Below are 25,081 nucleotides of genomic sequence, written 5' to 3'. Positions count from 1 at the left end.
TCTCAACAATCTCACCAACAGTTTTGTGATCAAAATGCTCACTCACCTGTTCTTTGAGCTCTTTACGCATCGAGGCGCTTTTGCCACAAAGGCGCAAGATCTCTCCATCACTGCCACCACAACTTACAACCGACTCGACAACAAAACACCCCATAAATGCACTGATGCTGTTCTCATAGCCAAAGATCACCTGTAGCGCACTATTGCTTGAGGGAACCTCTAAATCATTACCACTATCATCAAACTCTGCTTCAAATGTATCGGCTTCATTACCGGCATGGTCCGTAATCGTTGCGGTTAAAAGACGCTGGTAAAAAACCTCATGAACAGGTTTGTCTCCCACCTTGACCACAATAAAAGGGTGTGTACGCATTAATCCCATAACCGCTTCACCATGCTGTTCTTTTCTTGGCTAACAAATTCAGGCAGAATGACCTTTAAGCCCCGCGGTAAAAACACACCATATTTGGCAATCTCTGGATTAGCTTCCAGTGTGGCTTCTAAATAGCCTTTGAGTAAACCAGCTTGCCTCCGGTCTCTGAACACTGCCATGACATGGTGAAAGCAAAGGAGATCGAGGCTCATATCCTCTAGCTCTACAATAACATGCTTTTCTGGTATCTTCATAGAGTTTGTCCCACTTGGATTTGTCCCTCTTGGTATTGTCCTTGTGGTTTTCCGCCATTAAAAAAGGGAAAGAGCGTAATGGAATAGCGGATGCGTTGGGATTGACCAGAACGACTGATATAGTCATGGTCTTTATTGATCGTGGTGATTACTACGGGTCCATGGAGAAGGACACTATAGGTGGTATCATTGATCCAACGAAGCATCTGGACCGGCTTTGCTCTTCGGATAGTTGTAGTGATGGCATCAATGGCTACCCGATCAGCAAATTCTTCTAGAAACCAAACCCCATGAATGGTTTTTGCATCATTGCCATAGCCGGTAAATTGCAAACTGGGGGACCTGCCAAAACGCTCCATACAAACCCATGAGGCAGAAAACTCTTCTTCAAAAGATTGGAAATTCAGCCAATCCACATAAAATTGATGCGGTCCTAACATCATCAAAGGATCTCTCATAGGCTCCCTCCCATTGATTGTATCCCTTCCAGCACGTCATCTCTTTCGAAACGTATCATTGCATCTCTCCTACCATTGCGCCCTCCTAGCACTTCATCCCTCCCCTCATTGTGTTCTTTCCAGCACGCCGTCTTTTCCCTTATTCTGTAACCCGTATCATTCTGTCCCGCCATGCAGAGCGTTAGCGCGTGCCCGTTGAATGGCATGGGCAACCGCACGACCAGTGACAACAGGATCACGAGCGCCATTGACATGCACCGTGACATTTTGATTGTGTGTGATGGTGGAGCGCTCTTTGCCTTTTGCTTCTGTGAAAGGGGAATTTGCACGCCCCGCCCCCGCAAATTGTGCAATCGGTTGAATGGTTGTTTTGCCTCCCAAAAAACTTGGCAAAAACTCTCTTAAATTAATGGATCCAATCCACCCCTTAATGCGATAGGGCAAAGATTTACAAAAATCCGTCAATTGTGAGATGGTGCCCATAAAACCATCGACAATCCAACTTGCTAAATCTTCCCCAGCTTGTTCCATACCAACCTTGGCACCCTCAGAGATGCTTTTCGCGGGCAAAAAAACTCTTCAACCATTGCCAAAAATTGGAAAGGCTTTGTTTAGCCCATCCCCAAAAGCTTCTAAATAAGCCGGCATTTCTTTGCCATACCAACTTTGCGACAATTGTACTTCCTTCACAAGCCCCCCATAACGCTGCTCCGTCTTTTCGGCTAAATAAGCCCCATTGCCCCGTGCATCCAAAGCGCCCCCCAACAAACGCGGCAAACTATTCACCACATAAAATAAAATTTCTCTTTGTTGGTCAAACGGCGTATTGCGCAATTCCACCATAAACCGAACACGGCGCACCAAATCTTGTCCCACTTCCATCACCACAATCGACGTCGCATCGCCCGATCTGGCAAGATCAACACCAAAAACATGTTGGCGCCGTCGGTCAAGCCCAATATGAAGAGGTTTTAAGCGCCCCTCACACCAATTAAAAGCAGCTTGACTTCGTTGATAATCCGATTGATTTTTTAAATCATCCACACAAGCAAAACGCAACACTGCAATGTCAGGCGCACAACAATTTTCAATCTGTAAGCGTATTAAAGCAGCCGCTTCTTGATCGGCTGGTATGGCATCTAATTTTTTAAATAGAGTTTCGTAACAGGACCAAGTCCCATTTCACGGCGCTTATTGTGGTGCGTATAGCGAAAAAACCAAGAGCGTGTATTGTCTTTTAGAACATTCAACCATAGCCCTGCCCCATCTCAATAATTTACCCTGTGAAGATGACTTGACGAATGATGCTGATAACCAATGAATAGCCCTCACTTAACGCCCCTCTCGTCCACCTCTTAGATCACCTTTAATTTCTGATTTGAGATTTTTTCTTTAATACTTAATTTTTTATTGGAACATAAAAAATTATCTGCATCAATAGCTCTTGCACATATTTACATAACTTGAATCTTGTTGCAAAAGCCCGCTCCACCCTCTGGGGGTACCATATATTTTTTAATTACGTGTAGCTTATTCATTTTCCGAGTGTTTTTAAATCCAAGAGAAGGTAGAGATGAACGTGAATTTACAAAACATGTTATTTTTATCAAACTTCTTTTTTAATGCTTTAAATTCAGCTAATTTATACCAAGGAAAATATTAAAGTTTAAGTTTCTAATGAATATACTAACAACTTCATAACATTGGCAAAATTATCCGGCGAGCTATTATTAAAAGAATCAGAAAGTTTTTTTGTAAATTCTTTTCACAAACATTTTCTTCAATAAAGCCACCTGATTCATCAGCCTTAACTTTAGCAAAGATATAACCAAAGTCTTCTAAAGCTTTAATGCGATAAAGAGTGTGATTATAAAATACATGTGTTTCATTTTTTAAAGCAAATTCTTTTCTTTAAAAAGGTTATAGCCTTCTATCTAACAGCGTTGTTTGCTGTAAAATTCAAATTATCTATCTGCTCAACTAAAGAACTTTTATTGTTTAGCTTTTGTGTTTTTTTCAAAGAGATGTGGGCTTTCAAGAATAAGCTTTTCTCGTGCTTTTTGTAACTGTTTAATGACCTCATCAATCTTTGACGGAGAACAAAAAGATTCTTGGCTATTCAATAAATGCAGCCTCTCCTTTCCCTCATATAAACATTGCATCTGAGATTGAAGTATTCTAACTTCTTGAAAAAAAAGACGCCCTGTTTCCTTAAAACCATTATCAAGTGCAAAAAGTTGATCAGAAATGGATAGCAGAATTTGTTTTAAAAAACGCTCATTTTCTTGGCGTTTACGATATTCTAAAATAAGAGCATGGCTTATCTCATCTAACTGTTTTTTTGTAGAATCAATTTGACGCAATAAATTTGGTTTTTCCCCCATATCACCTTTTCTCACCTTCACAAGCATAGCATGAATGTCTAACAACTTAATTGCGGAATGAGATAAATAATCAACAACTGTAGGCGTATTAACATAGCGTTTCCGTGTGATCATCACAAACTCACCTAATGACTGTTTTTTACATTCATCCCGCTATTTATTTTTCATTTTACAAAACCATTCTAAAGAAAGTGCTAAAAAACATTACCTCCAATACATTATTTGATGGAGCTCCTTCTCTCTTTTCACTATCAACGTGGAATCCGTGGAGAGAGAAAACGTACAGGTGTATAAAGGATAAGATGTGTTGTTTTCTCCAACACACTACTACCATCAGCAAGAAGGGCTTGACTAGGTGACAATTCTGTACCTTGCATAATTGTGGAAGCCAAAGAACCTTCTCGAGAAAGAGCCATCAACGTTGGTGAAGATGCAAAGACATTGTGTGCTCCCCCATCCACATGAGAGAAATCAAGAACAGCTATTCCATTTTTACGCAACATTTCAATATCTGAGCCATCGCCCACACGATGATGTCCACCCGTAAGACGTCCTGAAACCGCGAGAGCTTTATCCGTTCTGGATACTAAAATAGCTGTTGGCTGCGGGAGTTTTTTTATATCATTAAGTTGGCGCTCAAATACATCAACATCAATATCGGGTGCAGCCATTAATAAACTTGTAATACGACGAATAGGCCTATATTTTCCCTGTAAAGCTAATGTTCTAAATGCTTCCATTATAACAAAATTGCCCATAGAATGTGCAATAACCGAAATTTGATCAGCATTGGTTTCACTAATAAGCGTTAAAAGCTCTATCAATCCGTCACGGGCAAAATTAGCACTATCACGATCATAAATATAAAGAGGAACAGATCCGGCAGAAGGCCAAGAATAATGCACAGCGACAACATTTAAAGAATAATCGTGTGTAAACTGTGCTGTACGAAATGTACCATCTGCAAAATTATTATTATACCCATGGATAAAAAGAAAAATTTCTCTTTTTCCTTTTGGCTTTTTTGCTAAAGCAGCATTTAATTGCTGTTTAAACTGTTCTTTATTATCGTATTTTTGCAATGCTACTGCTGCAAAATACTTATCATGTGTAGGTTTATACGCATTTATTTCAACAACTCCCTTTACATGTTGCTGAGGAATTCCTACGTCAACGCGATTATAATGAACTTTATTTGATCGCTCTGCACCATAAGGTTGAGCGTAATTATTTTGCATCATACGACTTGTTGCAACATACACTGGAACGATGGCTTTTGGAGAAACTGGTTTCCCTCCAACTTCCCTTTCTACGGCAGTCATAGAAGGTGTTGCATGCACCCCATGCCAAAGTACAGCACGTGAATCACTACATGCTGGCAATAAAGAAATACAAATAAGAAGTGTTAAATATCTCAGAATCATTATACTTCTCACTGCAATTTCACCCCACCTTATAAAAATATAACATTTCAAATGCATAGATAAAGTAATAAAAAACGAAACATTCTTAGAAACACACCAACAAATAACATACAAAAAAGATTTTTCTATAATACGTATAAATCCCCTCTCTCTAACATAACTTCATCTCATTATAGAGAGACTCACTGCTAACTGGTGCGGTCGAGAAGACTCGAACTTCCACGGGTTGCCCCACAGCGACCTCAACGCTGCGCGTCTACCAATTCCGCCACGACCGCACGTGGAAAGAAAAAACCTTGGTTTTTAGCCTTTAACAAATCATAAAGAAAGGTACAAGCCAATTTTCTTTTTCTCATAATTTATTTTATTCAGACGACTTATAACTTAATAGAGATTACGAGAAATATGGGCTCTACTATGACCTTTGAACCATCATCATAAAATGTGTTTGTGCCGCTTGATCTTTTTCATAATAACCATGAAAGTTTTTTGTAATTGTTGTAGAGCCCTGTTTTTGGATTCCTCTCATAGCCATACACATGTGCTCAGCCTCAATCAATACTGCTAAACCATGAGGCTTCAGATACGTTTTTAACGCGTGAGCCACTTGCGCTGTCATAGCTTCTTGAGTTTGTAAACGACGAGAAAAAATATCTACAACACGTACAATTTTTGAAAGACCAACAATTTTCTCATTAGGAAGATATGCTATATGTGCTTTCCCAATAATTGGGATCATATGATGCTCACAGTGTGAATAAAAAGGTATATTCTTTACGATTACGGATTCATTATATCCTGAAACCTCTTCAAAAACTGTACCTAAGGTTTCTTTAACAGATTGACTATAACCATTAAAAAGCTCGCGATATGCCTTGGCTATACGTTTTGGAGTATCTAAAAGCCCTTCTCTATTTGGATTTTCCCCTATCCATAAGAGTAATGTACGAATCGCTTCTTCCACCTCTTCAATACTCGGACGCTTTTCTTCAGATAAATTTGCGTCTTCTTTAACAACATTACGCATTCAAAAACTCCAAGCTTACTCTATACAAAGCATTTGCTCCATACCTATTTCATTTTGTATAATCTCTATATAAGCGAATTAAAAGTTTAAACAATCACGACTCTCAAAATTTCAGGCAATAGTGCATGATTGATAATATCTATAATGATAAAATACTTAAATATGCTGCACATATAGGCAAAATTGGGCGTCTTAATAATCCTGATGCAACATCAAGAAAACATGCACATCTTTGTGGCTCGACAATCACTGTAGATTTAAAAGTGGAAAATGGTATTATTACGGATTTTGCTCACGAAATACATGCATGTGTGCTAGGGCAAGCTTCGGCTTCACTTTTAGCATCTCATATCATCGGACAAACAACACAAGATCTTAAAATATTGCGTGAAGTTATCTACAAAATGCTAACGCAAAATGGTCCTTCTCCTCAAGCTCCATTTGAGGATTTTTCTTGCTTACAGCCCATTAAAGACTATAAAGTGCGCCATACAGCAACACTACTACCCTTTGATGCAACGATAGATTGCATTCAACAAATTGAAGAAAAATAAATGTTCAAATCACAATCTCAACAAAAAAAATTGACTCGAAATTACACAGGCACTTGGCAAAAAACACCCGGACGATTATTGGGAATTTTCTTAATACGTTTCTATCAAATAACACTTTCGAGCCTTATAGGCAATCAGTGTCGCCATGCCCCGACTTGTTCAGAATATATATATGAAGCGATTGCACGCCATGGGCTTTGGGCTGGTGCATGGATGGGACTCTTTCGTATCATGCGTTGTGGGCCCTTTGGAACAGATGGCTTTGATCCAGTACCTATTTCGCTTGGAAATTCTTGCTGTTTTTATAAACCTTGGCGTTACTGGAAAATTTCTGACAAACACAACAAATAATCCTTTTCTTTTTTCATATGTATTGATAAAAAATCAGTCTATAAGCTTTTTACTCAATTTTCACGAAACCATCCGCAATCGTTAGCGGAATTGGATTAAAAGGGTGTTTTTATGTCTTGCTCTATTTCTCTTTTTTTTCCCGATGGTTCAAAACGTAATTACCCCGCCGAAATGACAGGCTTGGAATTAGCAGAATCTATTTCTAAATCACTTGCAAAAAAAGCAGTCGCCTATAGTCTTGATGGTATCACGCGAGACTTATCGGATCCATTGGGACAATCTGGTCAAGTAGAGATTATTACCCGAGAAGATTCACGCGCTCTTGAGCTCATAAGGCATGATTGCGCCCATGTCCTTGCTGAAGCAGTACAAGAACTCTTTCCTGAAACGCAAGTAACAATAGGTCCTGTTATTGAGAATGGATTCTATTATGATTTTGCACGCCAACAACCTTTTACATTAGATGATCTCACTGTTATTGAAAAGAAAATGCGTGAAATTATCCAGCGCAATAAACCTTTTAGAAAAGAAATTTGGTCTCGTGAAAAAGCGAGAAAAATTTTTTCTGAGAAAAAGGAATTTTATAAAGTTGAACTTATTGATAGCATTCCTGAAAATCAAGATTTAAAAGTTTATTATCAAGGGGAGTGGTTTGATCTTTGTCGCGGACCGCACATGCAATCTACAGGGCAAATTGGGAATGCTTTCAAATTAATGAAAGTTGCAGGAGCTTATTGGCGTGGCGATGCCAATAATCCAATGCTCACGAGAATTTATGGAACAGCATTTGCAAATGAAAATGACTTAAAAGCCTACCTTCATATGCTAGAAGAAGCTGAAAAACGTGATCATCGCCGCTTGGGACGTGAGATGGACTTATTTCACTTTCAAGAAGAAGGGCCAGGAATGATTTTTTGGCACAAAAAAGGTTGGAAAATGTTCCAAAATTTAATCAGCTATATGCGTAGACGCCTTGATGATCATCAATATGCTGAAGTTAATGCACCACAAGTTCTCGATAGGTCACTCTGGGAAATATCTGGTCATTGGGGCTGGTATAAGGAGAATATGTTCAAAGTAATTCCAGCAGCAGAAGATTCAGATCATGGGAATGTTTATGCCCTTAAACCAATGAATTGCCCTGGTCATGTTCAAATTTTTAAACATGGTTTAAAATCTTATCGTGATTTGCCTATTAGACTTGCTGAATTTGGACTTGTTCATCGTTATGAGCCTTCAGGCTCTTTACATGGTCTTATGCGTGTGCGTGGTTTTACACAAGATGATGCGCATATTTTTTGTACTGATGAACAATTAGCCGATGAATGTCTCAGTATTAATGATCTTATTTTATCAACTTATGCTGATTTTGGTTTTAAAGAAATTAGTCTTAAGCTTTCAACACGTCCAGAAAAACGAGTTGGATCTGATGCATTATGGGATCATGCAGAAAGTATCATGGAATCTGTCCTTAAAACGATTGAAACAAAATTTGCAGGACAAATCAAAACAAGCATCCTTCTGGGTGAAGGAGCATTTTATGGTCCAAAATTTGAATATACATTAAAGGATGCTATCGGTCGTGAATGGCAATGTGGAACAACACAAATAGACTTTAATCTTCCTGAACGTTTTGGTGCATTCTATATTGATAAAGATTCAGAAAAACGTCAACCTGTTATGATCCACCGTGCTATTTTTGGATCAATGGAGCGTTTTCTTGGTATATTAATCGAAAATTTTGCTGGACATATGCCACTTTGGCTTTCTCCTGAACAAATTGTTGTTGCAACAATTACATCCGAAGCAAATGAATATGCCAAAAAAATAACAGCAAAACTTAAAGCTATTGGGCTTTCCGCAACAATAGATCTCCGCAATGAAAAAATTAACTATAAAATACGAGAACATTCTTTACAAAAAGTTCCCGTAATTTTGGTATGTGGCAAACGTGAAGCTGAAACAAACAGCGTAAATATGCGCCGCTTAGGAAGTACAAATCAAACCCTTTTATCTGTAGAAGATGCAATTAAACAACTCTCAAATGAGGCAACACCTCCAGATTTGCAACGTGTAATAAATGCATAATATCACAGAAGATGGTAATACGTTAATTTTTTTACTATAAATCTTCAATTTTTGTACAAAATGAAATGATTTGATATTGTAGTGTGTTTTTGTTTCATGCACAACTACCTATCACCAGAAAGAATTACGTGCTCTCTCTACAAGGTGGTTTGGTGAAAAAGTTGAATGTAAGCTATGAGCTGTTTAAATGCAAAAAACATAGACAATTGAATATTAATAATAACATTAATCTTTTACTTTTATAATGAAAAGATGCTGCTACTATCATGGATAGATCATTACGATAATTATAGCAACATCAAGCAAGAAGGCTGAAAACAAGATTATATTTATTAATAAAAAATATGTAAAATTAGCTGAACAATGATATGTCTTATTCGTAAGATAAGCTCTTATAAAAAGACAAGATATTGATTTATAATGGTAATATATCGTTATTCATATTAAATAAGGTTTCGAATATCATAGGCTTCTCTCGTTTTAAATATGTTTATGTTGAATCTATCAAAATCATTTGCTTGCACGAAACAAGCAGAATGAGTGTGTGGATAAAAATTATTGAGAAAGGACTTTTAAAATGCCCACAATGAACCGCCTAAAGTGCTAAGGATTGTTGCAATCATTGAGGACCGGCTATAACTATAATGATGATGCTGACTTGCTTCTTTATAAATGTAAAAATAGCAGTACTTAACGGGTTTGCCATTATATCATTCACGAGGCATCATGGTAAAATAAGCTTAAGGAGCCTTAAGAAACATCTCTTTAAAACAAGCACATGAATTGGTAAACCAATGGCATCCTACAATCTACACTGATGAGACATTGCCTTAACTTTTTATAAAGCCAAATCAAAGAAAAATGGCAAAACTCAGCGTTTATTCTTTCTCCTCTTCATATTTTACCAAATAAAAAAACTCGTTAAATATACACATACGATACATTACTACTCGTTGAACGTATAAAACTCTGGGCACACCATAAAACGTCTAATCTCTACGAAACACATTGCCACGCTCGACGCTAGATATTGATTTGTAAAACAATTTCAAAACACATGTTTTGCTAAAAAAACACATATAAAATAAAAAATATTATTGTTATCGTGCTCTATCAAGAATACGCTTACATTCAATGAGTTCAAACAGGATTTCTTGCAACAATGCTTTATCAGTTTTATCTTTGTAAAGATTCACAGAACCGACAGATGTTTCTCCTTCATTCCTTATGAAACTTAAAAGCCCAAAAGAAGATTTCTTAGGCTTATTGCTAGCATTTTCAGAAGTTTGTCCTGCATGTTTCTTTTCTATGACCACATTCATAGCATCAAGATCACCATTACCAAATGCAGTCACAAAAGCAACACCATTTTCTTTCAAAAGGCGTTGCACACCTTTTATCGTATAACCCTGATCATATAGTAACTGCTTAATACCATTGAGCAAATCAACATCGACAGGGCGATAATAGCGCCTTCCTCCCCCACGTTTCATTGGTTTAATCTGCCTAAAACGTGTTTCCCAGAATCTTAAGACATGCTGCGGAAGCTCCAATAACTCCGCTACTTCGCTAATTGTGCGAAAAGCATCAGAGCTTTTATCCATTTTGCAACACCTTATTTAAAACAAAATAAATTACTTCACAATGACTCATTCTGTCTCAATTTCTCAACAAGATTAGTCAAAAATAAGACCATCATTGACAACTTACTCAACAGTCTTTTTCTAAAAAACAAAGACCCTTATTTTATACATTTTTTTAACAAATACCAAACATACCATGGCATTTATTTATGAGATATCATTTTTTCTGTTTTGCACGATGCGAATCTAAAATTCTCTGTTTAAGGACATTGGCAGCCTTAAACGTCACAACACGTCGCGGCGGAATAGGTGCTTCAACACCTGTTTTTGGATTGCGTCCAACACGTTCATTTTTACTGCGAACCTGAAAAGTTGCAAAAGAAGATAATTTAACCGCTTCACCTCTTACAAGTGAGTTGCAAATCTCATCCAAAACCAATTCGACTAAAGCTGCTGATTCAGTATGTGACAAGCCCACTCTTTTACAAACTACGCTCGCTAAATCTGCACGCGTTACTGTCTTACTTGTCATTATAACCACCTATTAAAATATTTAAAATTACAAAATGACTTATACGTTTTCTTGAAATATGGTCAAGTAGCCATAATTTACCAACGAATAAGAATTGCTCCCCATGTAAATCCACCTCCCATGGCTTCTAACATGATAAGATCTCCTTCTTTTATTTTTCCATCGCAAACAGCTGTTGTTAAAGCCAACGGAACTGATGCGGCAGACGTATTACCATGTTGATCAACGGTAATCACAACTTTATCTAGTGAAATTCCCAACTTTTTAGCAGATGCTTCAATAATGCGCTTATTAGCCTGATGAGGTACAAACCAATCTAGTTGTGAAGAATCCATACCTGCAGCTGCAAAACAATCATCAACCACATCCGTTATCATACCAACAGCATATTTAAAAACTTCTCGTCCTTCCATACGCAAATAGCCTGTCGTTTGTGTTGTTGAAGGTCCACCATCAACATATAGCTTATCTATATAAGCACCATTAGAGCGCAGTTTTGCAGACAATATACCACGCTCAAAAGCAATAGTCCCCTCAATTTCTTGAGCTTCCAAAATAGCGGCACCCGCACCATCACCAAACAAAACACATGTCGTACGATCTTCCCAATCTAAAATTCGAGAAAATGTATCGGATCCAATAACTAAAATTCTTTTAGCCGCTCCACATCGTAAATAAGAATCTCCTGTTGTTAAAGCAAAAATAAAACCAGAACAAACAGCTTGAATATCAAAAGCAAATCCATGGCTCATTCCCAAAGCATGCTGAATTTCAACAGCAGAAGCAGGAAAAGTACGATTCGGGGTGGACGTTGCTAAAATAATACAATCAATGTCTTTTATTGTAAGACCCGCATTTATAAGGGCGGCTTGCGCAGCCTCAACTCCTAAAGAAACAGTTGTTTCATTTTCACTGGCAATATAACGTTGGCGTATTCCTGTACGCTGAACAATCCATGAATCTGACGTTTCAACAAACTTTGCAATCTCATCATTTGATAAACTTCTTTTTGGCAAAGCACTTCCTACACCACGTATAATTGAGCGAATCATTCAGCTCTTACCTTTTCTTCAAATTTTTCATTTCTATTATAAGAGCTTATCATAAGGACTCTCCATTCATCACCGCTTCATCTTCTTGGTCAAGAAGTGTTTCTTTATTCTCATGAAACCGCCGTAAATCAGCCGTTATTTTTTTTAAAAGTCCATTATTAACCATTTCATAACCAACGCGGATAGCAGAAGCAAAACCATTAGCATTGGCACTGCCATGACTTTTTATAACAACACCATTCAAACCTAAAAGCACTCCTCCATTCACCCTATCGGGATCCATTTTATGTTTCAGTATACGAAAAGCACCTCGCGATAAAAAATAACCAAGAGATGTTAAAAAAGAACTGCGCAGTGCAGAGTTTAAAATCTCCCCTATCTGTCGCGCAGTTCCTTCTGCGGTTTTTAAAGCAATATTACCAGAAAACCCCTCTGTCACAACAACATCGACCGTTCCTTTTCCAATGTCATTGCCCTCAACAAATCCTTTATATTCCAATCCTTCTAATTGCACTTCACGCAATATCATTCCTGCTTTTTTTATTTCATAAAGTCCTTTAACCTCTTCCACCCCCACATTTAAAAGCCCAACACTTGGTCTTTCAGTGTGATATAAAGCGCGAAACATACCCGCTCCCATAACCGCCAAATCAACCAACTGACTAGCCGAGGCACCTATTGTTGCTCCAATATCTAAAACGATACTCTCACTGCGCAGTGTTGGCCAGATACCCGCAATACCAGGACGCTCAGCCTCTGCAAGCATTTTCAAACAAAAATACGACATGGCCATAAGTGCACCCGTATTACCAGCAGAAATGCAAGCATCAGCTTCACCATTTTTTACCGCTTCAATGGCGTACCACATTGATGATTTACCACGTCCATTACGAAGTGCTTGGCTTGGCTTTTCATCCATGCGTGTATAACTTTCTGTAGGGCAAAAGCGCGATACAGAATCCAAACAGGGATATTTTTTTAAAACCGGACGAACAGCCTCCTCTACTCCATAAAACAGAAAATAAATATTTGATAAATATTTTTGTACAATTGCTGCTCCTGCAATAGCTGCTTCTGGACCGTAATCACCGCCCATGACATCCACAGAAATTCTAATCACGCTTGCATATCCCACATCTTTTCATTTTTAAATACATATTATGATTTTTGGCTCCTGAACACTCACACAGCACATCTTGCGAAAACATCGCTCCGCAGAAATGCCGTTTAGCATACAAATAGATATTTTTTGTATGTTTTTACAATCACTTCCAATTTTTCAAAACAGAAAATGGAGAGAATTTTTGCTCTGCTTCTTCTAAATTTTCAACCATATTCATCTGTATCCCCTCTTTACGTGGATAATGATTAATAGACAACTCAAAAAACTCTTCCATGATTGCACCAATATCAATTTTATCATCATAAAACACTTCAGGAGTATCAAGCCCCTCCACATCTAAAAACAATTCTCCTGTATCCTCTGATATTTTAGGCTTCATCAAATTTGAATCTTCAGGAACAAAAACAACCTCAATATTTTCACAAAGGATATTTTCTAATGGTTCTAATGTAACAACACATAACTGCAGTATACGCGCTTGCAATAGACCTTTTATACGCACTCCGCGTTTTTTCCACGGGAAAATATGGAATTTTCCCTCACAAGATTTTACTTCAATTAAATTATGGTTCTGGGCTAAATGTGTACATTCTTTTTTATTTGCACAAAGATGAACCCTTATACCTTTAGCAGGTAGAGAACGTACGGATATTGGATAAGCCAAAGCAAATGTCATTTGAGGAACATTTTGAACATTCATTGACAACTCCCAAACATAAAAACGCATAAAGCACTGTGTTTTTATTTATCTCAAGTATTTATGCATTTTTTTCTTTTCTAAAGAAATTCTATATGGCATAATTTGCTTTATAACAAGGAAACTCAGTGTAAGCTACGGTAGATTAAGTTAAAATTAGAAAAAACTTGAGGTTGCCTTCTTGTCCTACATCTCAGTATAAAAAGGAGATATCATTGTTTCAAATGCCTCACATAATAGCCTTAATCAAACGTAAATTATTAATTGGTCTATCAATAGCAAGCATAGGAATGCTTGCTGGGTGTAGTCTTCTTGATTCTTCAGGTTCGAGCCAAATTTATAGAGAGGGCTATGTTCTTGATAAAAATGCTTTAAGTTCTATCTCTATTGGCTCAAGTCAAGAGCAAGTTCTTTTAACTTTAGGGACCCCTTCATTAAAAACAAAATATGATAATGAAGTTTTTTATTACATCTCACAGACACGTTATCGTGGGATGCAGTTTATGAAAACAAAGATTATTGATCGCAAAGTTTTAGCCATTTACTTCAATAAAAATAATCAGGTTGCAAAAGTTGCAAATTACGGATTACAAGACGGTCAAGTGTTTGATTTTATTACACAAACAACGCCAACTGTAACAAAAGAACATCCTTTCTTAATTCAAATTATAAAAGGCCCTGCGAATTTGCCACGCCATAACTAAATCATATAGTCTACATACCGTTTCAATATTATAGGTCTGATACTATCAGACCTAATAATAGGGGAATTTGTAGCTCTTAGAGGCGAACTTTTTTTGCCATACTGTCGAGAACTGCATTAACAAGTTTCGGTTCATCACCTTCAAAAAACGCCTTTGCTATGTCAACATATTCATTCATGACAACCGCAACGGGGACATCTTTACGGTTGATCAACTCCCATAAACCTGCTCGTAAAATTGCTCGCAATATAGAATCAAGACGTGAAAGAGACCACTCTGCTGAAAGCTGTTGATGAAGCAGAGGATCAAGCTGCTTTTGATCTTTTACAACACCCGTTATAATCGCCAAAAACCATTGAAAATCAGCTTCAAGATACTGCTCTCCATCAATATCTTTTCCCAAGCGATAAGCCTCATACTCAGCTGCCGTTTCCAACACTCCCGAACCCACGATATCCATTTGATAGAGTGCTTGAACTGCAGCGAGTCTTGCTGCTCCACGTTTATTGGCTGAACGCGGAAAATGTCTGCTTTTTATATCAGCCATATTTAACGATTATCTCCAAATCTCTTTTTTAGAGCGATCATACATAAAGCAGCTTCAGCCGCAAAACCACCTTTATTTTTATCATCTAGTTTTGCACGCACCCATGCTTGTTCTTCATTTTCAACAGTCAAAATACCATTTCCAATAGCCAAGTGCTGATGAACAGTTAAATCCATCAATGCACGACAAGAATCATTAGCAACAATTTCAAAGTGATATGTTTCACCCCGAATAACACAACCAAGAGCAACATAACCATCATACGATATCTTATTTTTTTCAGCAAAAGCTATTGCACTTGGTATTTCTAATGCTCCAGGAACCGTTACAACATCATAACTTGCTTCAGCTTTTTGCAAAGTATTCACTGCACCTCTCAAAAGCGCATCAGAAATCCCCCCATAAAAACGTGCTTCAACAATCAATACGTGAGGCTTTTTACGTATCTCTTTCATCATAATGGAATTCCACAAAAAACGAATCAAAAAAACCAAGGTTATAAAGCATAAAATTCTGAAAACGATCAAGAAAGTTTTGGCTTATTCATCTTCTCTTTTTAAAGCTAAAATTTTTGCAGCATAACGAGCAAGTTGATCAATTTCCAAATTGACCCGATCTCCAATTTTAGCTTGTCCCCACGTTGTCATTTCGAGTGTATGGCGAATAATAAGAACATCAAAAACACAGTCCTCAACACCATTAACAGTTAAAGATGTCCCATTAAGAGCAATAGATCCCTTATTAACAATGAAAGGCATAAATTGTCTTGAAACTTTTAAATAAAAACGAATTGCATCCCCTTCATTTTTTTGATCAATGATTTCAGCCAAACCATCAATATGACCAGAAACCAAATGTCCTCCCATTTCATCACCCAATCGAAGCGAACGTTCCAAATTAACAAAAGTTCCTTTTATCCATTGTGCAAGATTCGTTAAACGTAATGTTTCTTCCCACGCCTCGACAACAAACCAATTGGAATCTTCTTGTTTTAATCCTCGTTCTACAATTGTCAGACAAATTCCTGAACAAGCAATTGACGCGCCAATTGCTAAGCTTTCTATAGCATAGCGGGTAGAAATCTTTAAACGCATCCCCTGCTTTAAAGGTTGAACATCTTCAACACAACCAATATCCGTTATAATTCCTGTGAACATAATGTCTTACGTCTCCATTTATAAAAACGGTCATTTCCAAACATTCTTGTCTCAATCTCATGAAACTGCGAGAGATAATTTCCAAAATGAGGGGCTTCAATACGATTTTTGCCTAAAACAATGGGGGTATGAAAACATATCAAATGATCAACACAACCAGCATTCAAAAATTTTTCCCCTGTCTTGACGCCCCCTTCCAATAAAACACTATTAATCCCATGTTTATAAAGCATCTGTAAAAGAGCAAAGGGTTCTACACAACCATTGTTCATCTCGACCGAATAAACAGACACACCATATTGCTCCAATGCATTTTTTTTGCTTTTCTTTGAAAGATCCACATCACAAATAACCCATGTAGGAATTTTTATGGCTGTTTGGACAACTTTTGCATCAAGGGGGATAGATAAATCTGCATCCAAAATAATACGAATTGGTGAGCGCATCTCCATCCCTGGCAAGCGGCAATTGAGTTGTGGATCATCTGCTAATATAGTACCAATACCAACGAGGATAGCATTATTTTGAGCACGTAGAATATGCGTATGGGCATGAGAAAGTGTTCCACTAATTTTTACGCTGCCCTTCTCTCTTTTTCCAACACCATTATCGGCAGAAATTGCCATTTTAAAAGTAACCGCACAGCGTTGTATCTTCCTTATGCACCAATGCGTCCATAAGGATTCAAAAGCCTCTTCAGCTAAAATGCCCTCAACCACTTCAATACCCGCCGCTCGTAAAAGAGCAATACCATGACCATCAACACGCTTGTCACAATCAGTCAGCGCAACAACAACTCGAGAAACACCTGAATCAATAAGTGCATTCACACATGGCGAAGTTTTTCCATAATGCGCACAAGGTTCTAAAGTAACGTAAGCAGTCGCTCCTTGAGCCAAAGAACCTGCCATGTGTAAAGCTTGCACTTCCGCATGAGGACTCCCATGAATAGCTGTTACGCCATAGCCAACAATAAAAGCTCCCGCACCATTATCGTTTTGCACAATTAACGTACCAACAGAAGGATTCCCACCTGTAAGACCGACATGACGTTCTGCTAAACGAATAGCTGCAGCCATAAACCGTTCATCTTGCACTTTTTTATTCATCAAAACGAGATTCTGTATCCGCGATACCCTTTGACAATTCATCTATAACATCGTGAAAATCGCTTGCATTACGAAAATCTCGATACACAGAAGCAAAACGAATATAAGCAATATCATCAATTCTCTTCAATGCTTCCATCACAAGACGTCCAATTTTTTCTGAAGAAATCTCTGGTTCTCCCAAACTTTCAAGCTGACGTACAATGCCAGAAATTGCTCGTTCAATATGATCAGGATCAATATTGCGCTTACGTACAGCCACATCAACTGATCGCATTAACTTATCACGATCGAAGGGTTCACATCGTCCACTTTTTTTAGCAACCAAGAGCTCGCGCAACTGAACACGTTCAAAAGTTGTAAAACGACCACCACAAACGGAACACACACGACGGCGGCGAATCACTGCCCCCTCTTCTGCTGGACGTGAGTCTTTAACCTGTGTATCCTCATATTGGCAGTAAGGACAGCGCATCCTTTGTATCCTTAACGAGTGCTAAGATAAGAGTAAAGAGGAAATTGATTCGTTATATCTTTTACCTTTTTCTCAACAGCCATTTCAACAGCATGATTATCTTCATCACTTTTTGCGCTCCGAAGACCATCAAGAACTTCTGAAATCAGATGACCAACTTGAATAAACTCTTTTTCTAAAAAACCACGCGTTGTGGTAGCAGGTGATCCCAAACGAATTCCCGATGTTATAGATGGCGTTTCAGAATCAAAAGGAATACCATTTTTATTGCAGGTAATATGAGCGCGTCCCAAAGCCAATTCAGCACGTTTACCTGTTAGATTTTTGGAACGTAAATCAACCAACAACAAATGATTATCTGTACCACCAGAAACAATATTAAAACCATTACTCTGTAATGTTTTTGCTAAAGTTTTCGCATTAGCGACAACATTGGCACTGTAGCTCTTGAAAGAGGGACGCAAAGCCTCCTCAAACGCAACAGCCTTTGCGGCAATCACATGCATTAAAGGACCACCCTGAAGACCAGGAAAAATTGCAGAATTAATTTTTTTGGATAAAGCCTCATCATTTGTCAATATTAAACCACCACGAGGACCTCGAAGCGACTTATGTGTTGTTGTTGTTACAATATGCGCATGTGGAACAGGTGAAGGATGCACGCCACCAGCAACAAGACCAGCAATATGAGACATATCAACAAGTAGATGAGCACCAATCTCATCTGCAATTTCACGGAATCGCTTCCAGTCCCATAGCCGTGGATAAGATGAACCACCCGCTATAATAAGTTTGGGCTTACGCTCTTTTGCCAGCTGCTCAACTTCATCCATATCAATAATCTGATCTTCTCTACGTACACCATAGGAAACAACATCAAACCATTTTCCTGACATATTAACAGATGAACCATGCGTAAGGTGACCACCAGCATTTAAATCTAATCCCATAAATGTGTCATTAGGCTTCAGTAAAGCTAAAAAGACAGCTTGATTCATTTGGCTACCAGAATTAGGCTGTACATTCGCAAAAGCAGCACCGAAAAGCTGTTTTGCCCTTTCAATGGCTAAATCTTCAACGACATCAACAAATTGACATCCACCATAGTAGCGGTTTCTTGGATAACCTTCTGCATACTTATTAGTTAAAACAGACCCCTGCGCTTCAAGAACCGCTCTTGAAACAATGTTCTCTGAAGCAATCAGTTCAATTTCATGTTGTTGACGCTCAAACTCCCCTCTAATTGCATCAAAAATTGCACCATCAACAGTTTGTAAACTATCATTAAAAAAGCGCTTTTGTGCGTCATTTTCTTGCTGAGTCATAAAACACATTCCTAACATAAAAAAATAAAGTCAAGAAACGATAACACAGCAAACCATGCAAACCAAACATTTTAAACCACTTACACTCAAAAATAATGAAGCAAATATTTATCTTATTCTTTGTTATAAAAACAGCGAAAAACTTCCCTCTCAAGAATGGTACAAAATGAGATTACATTTCTTTTTTTTTACACTCTTAATTTGTTTACACCTTTTACAAAAAATATCTATAATCTAAAGAAATTCAATAATTTAATGATTAGAAATAATTTATAATGTGAAAAGCAGAATATAATAGGCAAAGTTAATACGAAGGCAAATAAGAATGCTAACCAAAGTTTTTATTGATGGTGAACATGGCACAACCGGATTACAAATACAAAAACGCTTAGAAAGGCGTACAGATTTAAAACTACTCTCTCTTGCTCATAAAGATCGCCATAATGTTCATCTGCGACAAGACTATCTTAATCAAGCCGATATTGCTATTTTGTGTCTTCCAGATGATGCTGCACGCGAAACAGTTCATTGGCTTAAAAAAAATAAAAACATTAGGATTATTGATAGCTCGACAGCCCACCGTGTTGCACCAGACTGGGTTTACGGTTTTCCTGAAATGACAGCAGGACAAAGAAAGCGCATCCAAGCTGCACATTATGTAACCAATCCCGGATGCTACCCTACCGGGGCCATTAGTTTGATTCGCCCCCTCCGTGAAGCAGGACTACTAGACGCCTATTATCCCATCTCGATTAATGCAATCTCCGGCTATACCGGTGGTGGGAAACAGTTGATTTTACAAATGGAAAATCAATCTCAACAAAATATTCAGGACAATTATTTTATCTATGGTCTTAATCTTGAACACAAACATGTGCCAGAAATCAAAATCTATGGACAAATCAATCAAACCCCACTTTTTATACCAAGTGTGGGTCGTTTTTCTCAGGGAATGATTGTGAATCTTCCTCTGCATCGCCATTTATTCACAAAATCAGCAAACTGTTCTGATTTGCGCGAAATTCTCGCAAACCATTACGATGGACAAAATACCATTTTAGTTGCATCACAAGAAGAAACTGCTTCACTTCAAAGACTTAATCCAGAGTGTTTAGCCAATAAAGATGATATGAAACTGTTCGTATTTGGAAATGATCGTGAAGGTATTTTTAATCTCAGCGCCATATTCGATAATTTAGGAAAAGGCGCATCAGCTGCGGCTATACAAAACCTCGATTTAATGCTTTCAAGCGACTAAACCTCCTTAAACACAAACTTTTATTCAACAACGCGATATGCCCCTTTTGTTGCTCGCCAGTGCGCAACCGCAAAACATAACACTGCTAGTGCCATACTTTGATGAATGAGCCCTAAACTTATCGGAACCTCATGTAACAGTGTTAAGATACCCAAGAGTGCTTGGATAATAATCATAACACAGATAAGAAATGCACGACGAGAATGGGTTGAATGTGGAACATTTTTTTGTACATAGAAAGCATGAACAACTGAGACAATAAATAAAAAATAAGAAAAAAACCGATGAATAAATTGAACCATTAAGGAATTTTCGAATAAATTGAGCCAAACAGGACGATGCTGCAACAATCCATCAGGAATAATCTGCCCATCCATAAGCGGCCATGTATTATAGACTTTTCCAGCATGAAGCCCTGCAACCAAAGCTCCGAAATAAATTTCTATCAAGACGAGAATAACAAGCCAAGCCGCAAAATATTGCACCTTTTGATTTGCTGGCTTTTCTGAGTATTCTGCAAGTCCTCGAGATAAATAAGTAACAAAAACAATAACAAAACATGCCGTTATAAGATGAAATGCCAAACGATATTGGCTCACACTTGTTAAATTACTTTGCCCAATCCCTGAAGCAACCATCCACCAACCAATAAAGCCTTGAAAGGCGATAAGAATAGGCACGACAATAAGCGGAAGTAAGATATTTTTTTCAACACGCTTAGTCGCCCAAAACCAAATGAGCCCCAATAAAGCAACAAGACCAACAAGACGCCCAAGAAAACGATGCGCCCATTCCCACCAAAAAATGACCTTAAAAGCACTTAAAGTCATATCAGGATTAAGCAGCTTATACTGTGCTATCTGTTGATATTTTAAAAATTCCTCTTGCCATTGATCCGCACCAATCGGTGGAATAACGCCATGTATTGGCTTCCATTCCGTTATAGATAATCCTGATCCCGTCAAACGAGTAGCGCCACCCACTAAGACAATTGCCAAACAAAGCAATAAAATAGAGTAAAGCCACACCTGTATTTGTTTTCTATTTTTCTTTTGCACAGGTGTTAAAATGCTATTGTTTAATCTCTTTACTGCCATCTCTGATTGCCCCACGCTTCTCTCCAACTAAAATGCATTTTAAAATTTAAACATTAACTCTTTGTCTATTTTAGTATGTACTACAACTTTAGCAAAAAACAAGCATACCACTATAACATGCGATACATATTTCTTTTTTTACGAAGCTTATGATGCAACAATGCGATAAACAGTCTTTGGAAAGCTGTCTACCATCCGCATCATCCATTCTTGTTCATTAAGAACAGTATTACAAATATAATAGTCTGTTAGCTCTGCAAATTGCTCAAATCCATATGTTGGTTCACTTGCCATCTCTAGGATGATAAAATCATATTCTTTTTTAAATTCTTGTAATATATGAGAAATATCATTTGAAAAATCTTGTGCAGAAATAGCACTTGTTAACCCCTGAGGAAGAATATCAACCCCCGTATCATAATCACGGTAAATAACATCATGCAACTTGGCATTGCCCGTTAAAATATCACTCAGTCCGCGATGTGGGCCAATGACTTTCTCTATTTGTTGACCAGAAATATCGACCAACAAAATTGTTTTATTCTCTTTTGTGAGATGAAGTGAAAGCTTTGCCGCTGTCCGTGCAGCCTCTGGTCCAATGATTGAAACAATGGTTGAAGCACGCCATTTCAAAACATCAGATAATCCCTCTATCGTAATAAAAGCTTCAAAATTTTTCATTTCTTGAGAGACTAAAATACTCTCATTCTTCTTAAGAGCATTTTCTTTTGATCTCAAATCCTCTTCTGAGAGTTGGTCTTTTTTGCTTTTAAAGCACGGATAAAATAACAATATTCCTAGCAAAAGAGTAAGGAAGCTGGCCAATGCACTCACAAGAATATTTTTTCCATAAAGAGCCATAAAAGAAATTGGTGCTAACGTTGTTGGCATAACCACGTGGATATTTGTATTTTGTAAGAGAAGAGGATCATCACTCAATCTCCGATATGAATCAATAATTTTTTCTCTTCGTTGAGCAGACTTGCTCATCGCTTCATTTTGTGCATCGACTGCTGCTTTTATTTTATTTTCAAACTCGTTAAATATTTCATTCAAAGATTGGGATTGATCTTTTACAAAAAAGTTCATTCTTTTTTTGAGCTGTTTTTCTAATTCCGTTGCAATAACCTCATCTGAATGAACTTGATAAACGATTTGTAAAATTTTATTTTTTAATTGATGAGAAACTGTCTCTAATTCTGCAGTCATCGCTTTAATTTGAGGATGTGTCCACCCCAATTGCGCAGCCATATGTGCTCTTTGTGTTTCCAAGAGGTCACGTTTAGATTCCAGAGAAACAATTGCTGAATTGCCTGCAATAAACGATAAAGACAGTAAAGACTGCCCATTTTCACGCATCATATTAATTGTTGAATTCAAACTTGTTAAATGAATACGCTTTAAAGTTGCTTGCGTTAATTGCATCGAAAGATCATGAAGCTCTGTTTGTTTTACACCATGCTGAATAAAAGAATCAACAGATTTACGAAATTCCTGCACGATATTAACGATTGCAGTATTATCATATTGTTTGTCTTCTAATTTATCATTTAACAAAAATTGTTTCTGTTTTATGATTGCTTGTGAAAATGCGGAAAACCAAATTTCCAACCCACGTTGAGCTGCTTCAAGTGTCTCGGCTTCAAAAGTAAGATCGATAAAATCACCATGACGCGATAAATGGATATTTTCATGATTTTTTTTCTTATAAGAAGCACTTAAAGAAAAATTCGAATCATTGAAGAACATAGGCTGTGAAAACAAAAAAGCGATAACATCGTCTTGCTTTTTAATTGGTAATGGTTTTCCTACAGAATCAGATAATGAAAATACTAAAGTTGCTTGGTAACCACGGGGCTGGACAAAATAATACAACCAAATCAAAGATACACATAGCATTTGTAATAGCAAAACAATCAAAATGCTTCGCCATACGGTACGTACGAATAGTCTTTTATTACACTTAAGACTCATCTTTATTTTAACCAGCAAAATACTTCTTCATATTGTTTTATTAAGAGAAAGTAGTAACTATCCTCTTAATTTGCTGTCATATTATTTTGAGATAAGAAAAACATAAAATTTAAGCATAAATGTTCAACAATAGCTTTAAAGAACTTAATTCATATTTTTTTTGATATTCTCTAATTGCTTTTTTGCTTCAGAAGTAATAACGGCTCTAATGGTAATAGACCCATCATCATGTCCTTCTTGCACTATTTCCGCAGAGTTTTCATAAAACCAATCGATAAGCGACATTTCATGAGGCTGTAAAAGACATTCAATGCTTTGCACCTCTCCAAAAATTCGCATTTCAATAGCTCTTAATAATTGATCAAGTCCATCCCCTTTAAGTGCTGATACCATGAGAGCAGGATTTAATCGTGTTTTTGCGCTTGTTTGTAAAACACTCAATGCTTGCCCATCCAACATATCAATCTTGTTCCAAACTTCTATGATATGCTCCATATCATCAATATCGATATCAAGACTTGAAAGCACTTCTAAAACATCTTGAGCATGTGCTCGATGATCAAGATCTGACATATCTCTTACATGAAGAATGAGATCCGCTTCAACCACTTCTTCAAGGGTTGCTCTAAAAGCTGCAATCAAATTTGTTGGCAAATTAGAAATAAACCCTACAGTATCAGACAAAAGAATAGTTTTTCCATGGGGAAGAACAACTTTGCGCAAAGTCGGATCAAGCGTTGCAAATAACATATTCTTTGCTAAAACATCTGCACCGCTTAAACGGTTAAAGAGAGTTGACTTTCCTGTATTCGTATATCCTACCAGTGCCACAACAGGATAAGATGTTTTTTTCCTTTTTGCTCTATGAAGTGCACGTGTTTTAATAACCGTTTCTAATTCGCGGCGAATACGAATAATTTTCTCTTGTAAAAGACGCCTATCTGCTTCAATTTGCGTCTCACCAGGTCCACCTAGGAAGCCACGCCCCCCCCGTTGCCTTTCCAAGTGTGTCCAACTACGCACAAGCCTCCCTTTTTGATAGGACAAACGCGCTAACTCTACTTGCAAAACTCCTTCTTTTGTTCGTGCACGATCCCCAAAAATTTCAAGAATCAAAGCCGTTCTATCGATAACTTTACAATTCCATAATTTTTCTAAATTACGCTGCTGTACTGGCGTTAAAAAGTGATCTACAATCGCAAGCTCAATAGAATATTCATCTATATAACAGGTTAACGCATCTACTTTACCTTTTCCAAAGAGAGTCGCAGAGCGAGGCGTTGCAATATTAATCGTTTCATAATTAACAACTTCTAACCCTATAGCACGCGCTAACCCTAATGACTCTTTAACACGAGAAGATACAGAACACTCTCTCAAAGAGCTTTCACTTCTATTTTCTTGAAAAAACGGTATCAAAACAAGTGCGCGCACCTGTCCTGTGTTCTGCGCAAATACCCCTCCTAATCTCTCATTTTCATTTATCATAGCAATCTAAGTACTTTTAAAATGGGATAAGAGGTCTATCTTAAAAT

At 37.5% G+C, this 25,081-nt stretch carries 25 protein-coding genes, 1 tRNA gene and 3 pseudogenes; 5 read left to right on the top strand and 24 right to left on the bottom strand.

Annotated features, from left to right (window positions below; translation table 11 throughout):
* The 10 genes and pseudogenes from ACFIK7_RS06560 to folE all read right to left on the bottom strand — a co-directional run.
* Positions 1–382, bottom strand: a pseudogene (locus tag ACFIK7_RS06560) (late control protein); the annotation flags it as partial.
* Entirely contained in the window at positions 373–627 is a 255-nt protein-coding gene (locus tag ACFIK7_RS06555) for a tail protein X (protein WP_375663121.1), read from the bottom strand. The gene ACFIK7_RS06555 and the pseudogene ACFIK7_RS06560, both read right to left, overlap by 10 nt.
* Complete coding sequence (locus ACFIK7_RS06550) at positions 624–1,085, bottom strand: phage tail protein (protein ID WP_375663120.1); 462 nt, start codon at positions 1,083–1,085, stop codon at positions 624–626. Before ACFIK7_RS06550 ends, ACFIK7_RS06555 begins: the two co-directional genes overlap by 4 nt.
* Positions 1,086–1,241: 156 nt before the next feature.
* On the bottom strand, positions 1,242–1,655 hold the full coding sequence (locus ACFIK7_RS06545; RefSeq protein WP_375663119.1) for a hypothetical protein: 414 nt from the start codon (positions 1,653–1,655) through the stop codon (positions 1,242–1,244).
* Positions 1,656–1,700: 45 nt separating this feature from the next.
* Positions 1,701–2,231: pseudogene (locus ACFIK7_RS06540) on the bottom strand (hypothetical protein); the annotation flags it as partial.
* Positions 2,231–2,417, bottom strand: a pseudogene (locus ACFIK7_RS06535) (Arm DNA-binding domain-containing protein); the annotation flags it as partial. The pseudogenes ACFIK7_RS06540 and ACFIK7_RS06535, both read right to left, overlap by 1 nt.
* A 659-nt stretch (positions 2,418–3,076) precedes the next feature.
* On the bottom strand, positions 3,077–3,583 hold the full coding sequence (locus ACFIK7_RS06530) for a hypothetical protein (RefSeq protein WP_375663118.1): 507 nt from the start codon (positions 3,581–3,583) through the stop codon (positions 3,077–3,079).
* Positions 3,584–3,720: 137 nt separating this feature from the next.
* Entirely contained in the window at positions 3,721–4,893 is a 1,173-nt protein-coding gene (locus ACFIK7_RS06525; protein WP_375631276.1) for an alpha/beta hydrolase, read from the bottom strand.
* Positions 4,894–5,086: 193 nt separating this feature from the next.
* Positions 5,087–5,171 (bottom strand) — tRNA-Leu (locus ACFIK7_RS06520).
* A 137-nt stretch (positions 5,172–5,308) separates the two neighbouring features.
* Complete coding sequence (gene folE / locus ACFIK7_RS06515) at positions 5,309–5,920, bottom strand: GTP cyclohydrolase I FolE (RefSeq protein WP_273791372.1); 612 nt, start codon at positions 5,918–5,920, stop codon at positions 5,309–5,311.
* A gap of 125 nt (positions 5,921–6,045) precedes the next feature.
* Between folE and ACFIK7_RS06510 the strand changes: the two genes are divergently transcribed.
* The 3 genes from ACFIK7_RS06510 (at position 6,046) to thrS (ending at position 8,913) form a co-directional block, all read left to right on the top strand.
* Positions 6,046–6,474: an iron-sulfur cluster assembly scaffold protein gene (locus ACFIK7_RS06510; RefSeq protein WP_273791373.1), complete on the top strand. Its 429-nt coding sequence runs from the start codon at positions 6,046–6,048 to the stop codon at positions 6,472–6,474.
* Positions 6,475–6,825 (top strand): membrane protein insertion efficiency factor YidD, encoded by a 351-nt coding sequence (gene yidD, locus ACFIK7_RS06505; protein ID WP_273791374.1) that lies wholly within the window; start codon positions 6,475–6,477, stop codon positions 6,823–6,825.
* A 111-nt stretch (positions 6,826–6,936) separates the two neighbouring features.
* Entirely contained in the window at positions 6,937–8,913 is a 1,977-nt protein-coding gene (thrS, locus tag ACFIK7_RS06500; protein ID WP_375663117.1) for a threonine--tRNA ligase, read from the top strand.
* Between the two features lie 1,100 nt (positions 8,914–10,013).
* Here the strand turns inward: thrS and ACFIK7_RS06495 are convergent.
* The 5 genes from ACFIK7_RS06495 to ACFIK7_RS06475 form a co-directional block, all read right to left on the bottom strand.
* A complete protein-coding gene (locus ACFIK7_RS06495; protein WP_375663116.1) occupies positions 10,014–10,517 on the bottom strand; it encodes a MerR family transcriptional regulator in 504 nt (167 codons plus the stop codon).
* Positions 10,518–10,713: 196 nt separating this feature from the next.
* Positions 10,714–11,028 (bottom strand): integration host factor subunit alpha, encoded by a 315-nt coding sequence (locus ACFIK7_RS06490; protein WP_273791377.1) that lies wholly within the window; start codon positions 11,026–11,028, stop codon positions 10,714–10,716.
* A gap of 77 nt (positions 11,029–11,105) precedes the next feature.
* Complete coding sequence (locus tag ACFIK7_RS06485; protein ID WP_273791378.1) at positions 11,106–12,080, bottom strand: beta-ketoacyl-ACP synthase III; 975 nt, start codon at positions 12,078–12,080, stop codon at positions 11,106–11,108.
* 49 nt (positions 12,081–12,129) lie between these two features.
* A complete protein-coding gene (plsX, locus tag ACFIK7_RS06480; protein ID WP_273791379.1) occupies positions 12,130–13,200 on the bottom strand; it encodes a phosphate acyltransferase PlsX in 1,071 nt (356 codons plus the stop codon).
* 145 nt (positions 13,201–13,345) lie between these two features.
* Positions 13,346–13,903 carry a DUF177 domain-containing protein gene (locus ACFIK7_RS06475; protein WP_273791380.1) on the bottom strand — a complete coding sequence of 186 codons (558 nt, stop codon included), beginning with the start codon at positions 13,901–13,903 and terminating at the stop codon, positions 13,346–13,348.
* 221 nt (positions 13,904–14,124) lie between these two features.
* Here ACFIK7_RS06475 and ACFIK7_RS06470 point away from each other — a divergent pair, with 221 nt between their 5' ends.
* Positions 14,125–14,604: an outer membrane protein assembly factor BamE gene (locus ACFIK7_RS06470; RefSeq protein WP_273791401.1), complete on the top strand. Its 480-nt coding sequence runs from the start codon at positions 14,125–14,127 to the stop codon at positions 14,602–14,604.
* 76 nt (positions 14,605–14,680) lie between these two features.
* On the opposite strand, the gene nusB is transcribed toward ACFIK7_RS06470, so the two are convergent.
* The 6 genes from nusB to glyA form a co-directional block, all read right to left on the bottom strand.
* Positions 14,681–15,151 carry a transcription antitermination factor NusB gene (nusB, locus tag ACFIK7_RS06465; protein ID WP_273791381.1) on the bottom strand — a complete coding sequence of 157 codons (471 nt, stop codon included), beginning with the start codon at positions 15,149–15,151 and terminating at the stop codon, positions 14,681–14,683.
* A gap of 2 nt (positions 15,152–15,153) precedes the next feature.
* Entirely contained in the window at positions 15,154–15,609 is a 456-nt protein-coding gene (locus ACFIK7_RS06460) for a 6,7-dimethyl-8-ribityllumazine synthase (protein ID WP_375631271.1), read from the bottom strand.
* An 81-nt stretch (positions 15,610–15,690) separates the two neighbouring features.
* Positions 15,691–16,308 (bottom strand): riboflavin synthase, encoded by a 618-nt coding sequence (locus ACFIK7_RS06455; RefSeq protein ID WP_273791383.1) that lies wholly within the window; start codon positions 16,306–16,308, stop codon positions 15,691–15,693.
* Complete coding sequence (gene ribD / locus ACFIK7_RS06450; protein ID WP_273791384.1) at positions 16,290–17,417, bottom strand: bifunctional diaminohydroxyphosphoribosylaminopyrimidine deaminase/5-amino-6-(5-phosphoribosylamino)uracil reductase RibD; 1,128 nt, start codon at positions 17,415–17,417, stop codon at positions 16,290–16,292. Before ribD ends, ACFIK7_RS06455 begins: the two co-directional genes overlap by 19 nt.
* The gene (gene nrdR / locus ACFIK7_RS06445) at positions 17,410–17,892 is read right to left on the bottom strand and encodes a transcriptional regulator NrdR (RefSeq protein ID WP_273791385.1); all 483 of its coding nucleotides are present in this window, start codon (positions 17,890–17,892) and stop codon (positions 17,410–17,412) included. The genes ribD and nrdR overlap by 8 nt, the downstream gene beginning before the upstream one ends.
* 11 nt (positions 17,893–17,903) lie before the next feature.
* On the bottom strand, positions 17,904–19,217 hold the full coding sequence (gene glyA / locus ACFIK7_RS06440; RefSeq protein WP_375631269.1) for a serine hydroxymethyltransferase: 1,314 nt from the start codon (positions 19,215–19,217) through the stop codon (positions 17,904–17,906).
* 325 nt (positions 19,218–19,542) lie between these two features.
* On the opposite strand from glyA, the gene argC reads away from it, so the two are divergent.
* Positions 19,543–20,475 (top strand): N-acetyl-gamma-glutamyl-phosphate reductase, encoded by a 933-nt coding sequence (gene argC / locus ACFIK7_RS06435; protein WP_273791387.1) that lies wholly within the window; start codon positions 19,543–19,545, stop codon positions 20,473–20,475.
* A 20-nt stretch (positions 20,476–20,495) separates the two neighbouring features.
* Here the strand turns inward: argC and ACFIK7_RS06430 are convergent, their stop codons facing one another.
* The 3 genes from ACFIK7_RS06430 to hflX form a co-directional block, all read right to left on the bottom strand.
* The gene (locus ACFIK7_RS06430) at positions 20,496–21,572 is read right to left on the bottom strand and encodes a COX15/CtaA family protein (RefSeq protein WP_375663115.1); all 1,077 of its coding nucleotides are present in this window, start codon (positions 21,570–21,572) and stop codon (positions 20,496–20,498) included.
* Between the two features lie 147 nt (positions 21,573–21,719).
* Entirely contained in the window at positions 21,720–23,546 is a 1,827-nt protein-coding gene (locus ACFIK7_RS06425; RefSeq protein ID WP_375663114.1) for a hypothetical protein, read from the bottom strand.
* Positions 23,547–23,690: 144 nt separating this feature from the next.
* Positions 23,691–25,034 (bottom strand): GTPase HflX, encoded by a 1,344-nt coding sequence (gene hflX / locus ACFIK7_RS06420; protein WP_375663113.1) that lies wholly within the window; start codon positions 25,032–25,034, stop codon positions 23,691–23,693.
* Between the last annotated feature and the right edge of the window lie 47 nt (positions 25,035–25,081).

It is taken from the genome of Bartonella sp. CL266QHHD (assembly GCF_042195355.1).
GTDB lineage: Bacteria > Pseudomonadota > Alphaproteobacteria > Rhizobiales > Rhizobiaceae > Bartonella.
This window is presented reverse-complemented; position numbering and strand designations above follow the sequence as displayed.

Coding starts and splice junctions, on each gene's coding strand:
- ACFIK7_RS06510 (WP_273791373.1), top strand. CDS start 6,046: ATGATTGATAATATCTATAATGATAAAATACTTAAATATGCTGCACAT.
- ACFIK7_RS06475 (WP_273791380.1), bottom strand. CDS start 13,903: ATGAATGTTCAAAATGTTCCTCAAATGACATTTGCTTTGGCTTATCCA.
- ACFIK7_RS06460 (WP_375631271.1), bottom strand. CDS start 15,609: ATGATGAAAGAGATACGTAAAAAGCCTCACGTATTGATTGTTGAAGCA.
- ACFIK7_RS06455 (WP_273791383.1), bottom strand. CDS start 16,308: ATGTTCACAGGAATTATAACGGATATTGGTTGTGTTGAAGATGTTCAA.
- ACFIK7_RS06525 (WP_375631276.1), bottom strand. CDS start 4,893: ATGATTCTGAGATATTTAACACTTCTTATTTGTATTTCTTTATTGCCA.
- glyA (WP_375631269.1), bottom strand. CDS start 19,217: ATGACTCAGCAAGAAAATGACGCACAAAAGCGCTTTTTTAATGATAGT.
- ACFIK7_RS06555 (WP_375663121.1), bottom strand. CDS start 627: ATGAAGATACCAGAAAAGCATGTTATTGTAGAGCTAGAGGATATGAGC.
- ACFIK7_RS06530 (WP_375663118.1), bottom strand. CDS start 3,583: ATGATCACACGGAAACGCTATGTTAATACGCCTACAGTTGTTGATTAT.
- ACFIK7_RS06485 (WP_273791378.1), bottom strand. CDS start 12,080: ATGATTCGCTCAATTATACGTGGTGTAGGAAGTGCTTTGCCAAAAAGA.
- argC (WP_273791387.1), top strand. CDS start 19,543: ATGCTAACCAAAGTTTTTATTGATGGTGAACATGGCACAACCGGATTA.
- ACFIK7_RS06470 (WP_273791401.1), top strand. CDS start 14,125: ATGCCTCACATAATAGCCTTAATCAAACGTAAATTATTAATTGGTCTA.
- ACFIK7_RS06425 (WP_375663114.1), bottom strand. CDS start 23,546: ATGAGTCTTAAGTGTAATAAAAGACTATTCGTACGTACCGTATGGCGA.
- folE (WP_273791372.1), bottom strand. CDS start 5,920: ATGCGTAATGTTGTTAAAGAAGACGCAAATTTATCTGAAGAAAAGCGT.
- yidD (WP_273791374.1), top strand. CDS start 6,475: ATGTTCAAATCACAATCTCAACAAAAAAAATTGACTCGAAATTACACA.
- thrS (WP_375663117.1), top strand. CDS start 6,937: ATGTCTTGCTCTATTTCTCTTTTTTTTCCCGATGGTTCAAAACGTAAT.
- ACFIK7_RS06550 (WP_375663120.1), bottom strand. CDS start 1,085: ATGAGAGATCCTTTGATGATGTTAGGACCGCATCAATTTTATGTGGAT.
- ribD (WP_273791384.1), bottom strand. CDS start 17,417: ATGAATAAAAAAGTGCAAGATGAACGGTTTATGGCTGCAGCTATTCGT.
- hflX (WP_375663113.1), bottom strand. CDS start 25,034: ATGATAAATGAAAATGAGAGATTAGGAGGGGTATTTGCGCAGAACACA.
- ACFIK7_RS06430 (WP_375663115.1), bottom strand. CDS start 21,572: ATGGCAGTAAAGAGATTAAACAATAGCATTTTAACACCTGTGCAAAAG.
- nrdR (WP_273791385.1), bottom strand. CDS start 17,892: ATGCGCTGTCCTTACTGCCAATATGAGGATACACAGGTTAAAGACTCA.
- nusB (WP_273791381.1), bottom strand. CDS start 15,151: ATGGCTGATATAAAAAGCAGACATTTTCCGCGTTCAGCCAATAAACGT.
- ACFIK7_RS06490 (WP_273791377.1), bottom strand. CDS start 11,028: ATGACAAGTAAGACAGTAACGCGTGCAGATTTAGCGAGCGTAGTTTGT.
- ACFIK7_RS06495 (WP_375663116.1), bottom strand. CDS start 10,517: ATGGATAAAAGCTCTGATGCTTTTCGCACAATTAGCGAAGTAGCGGAG.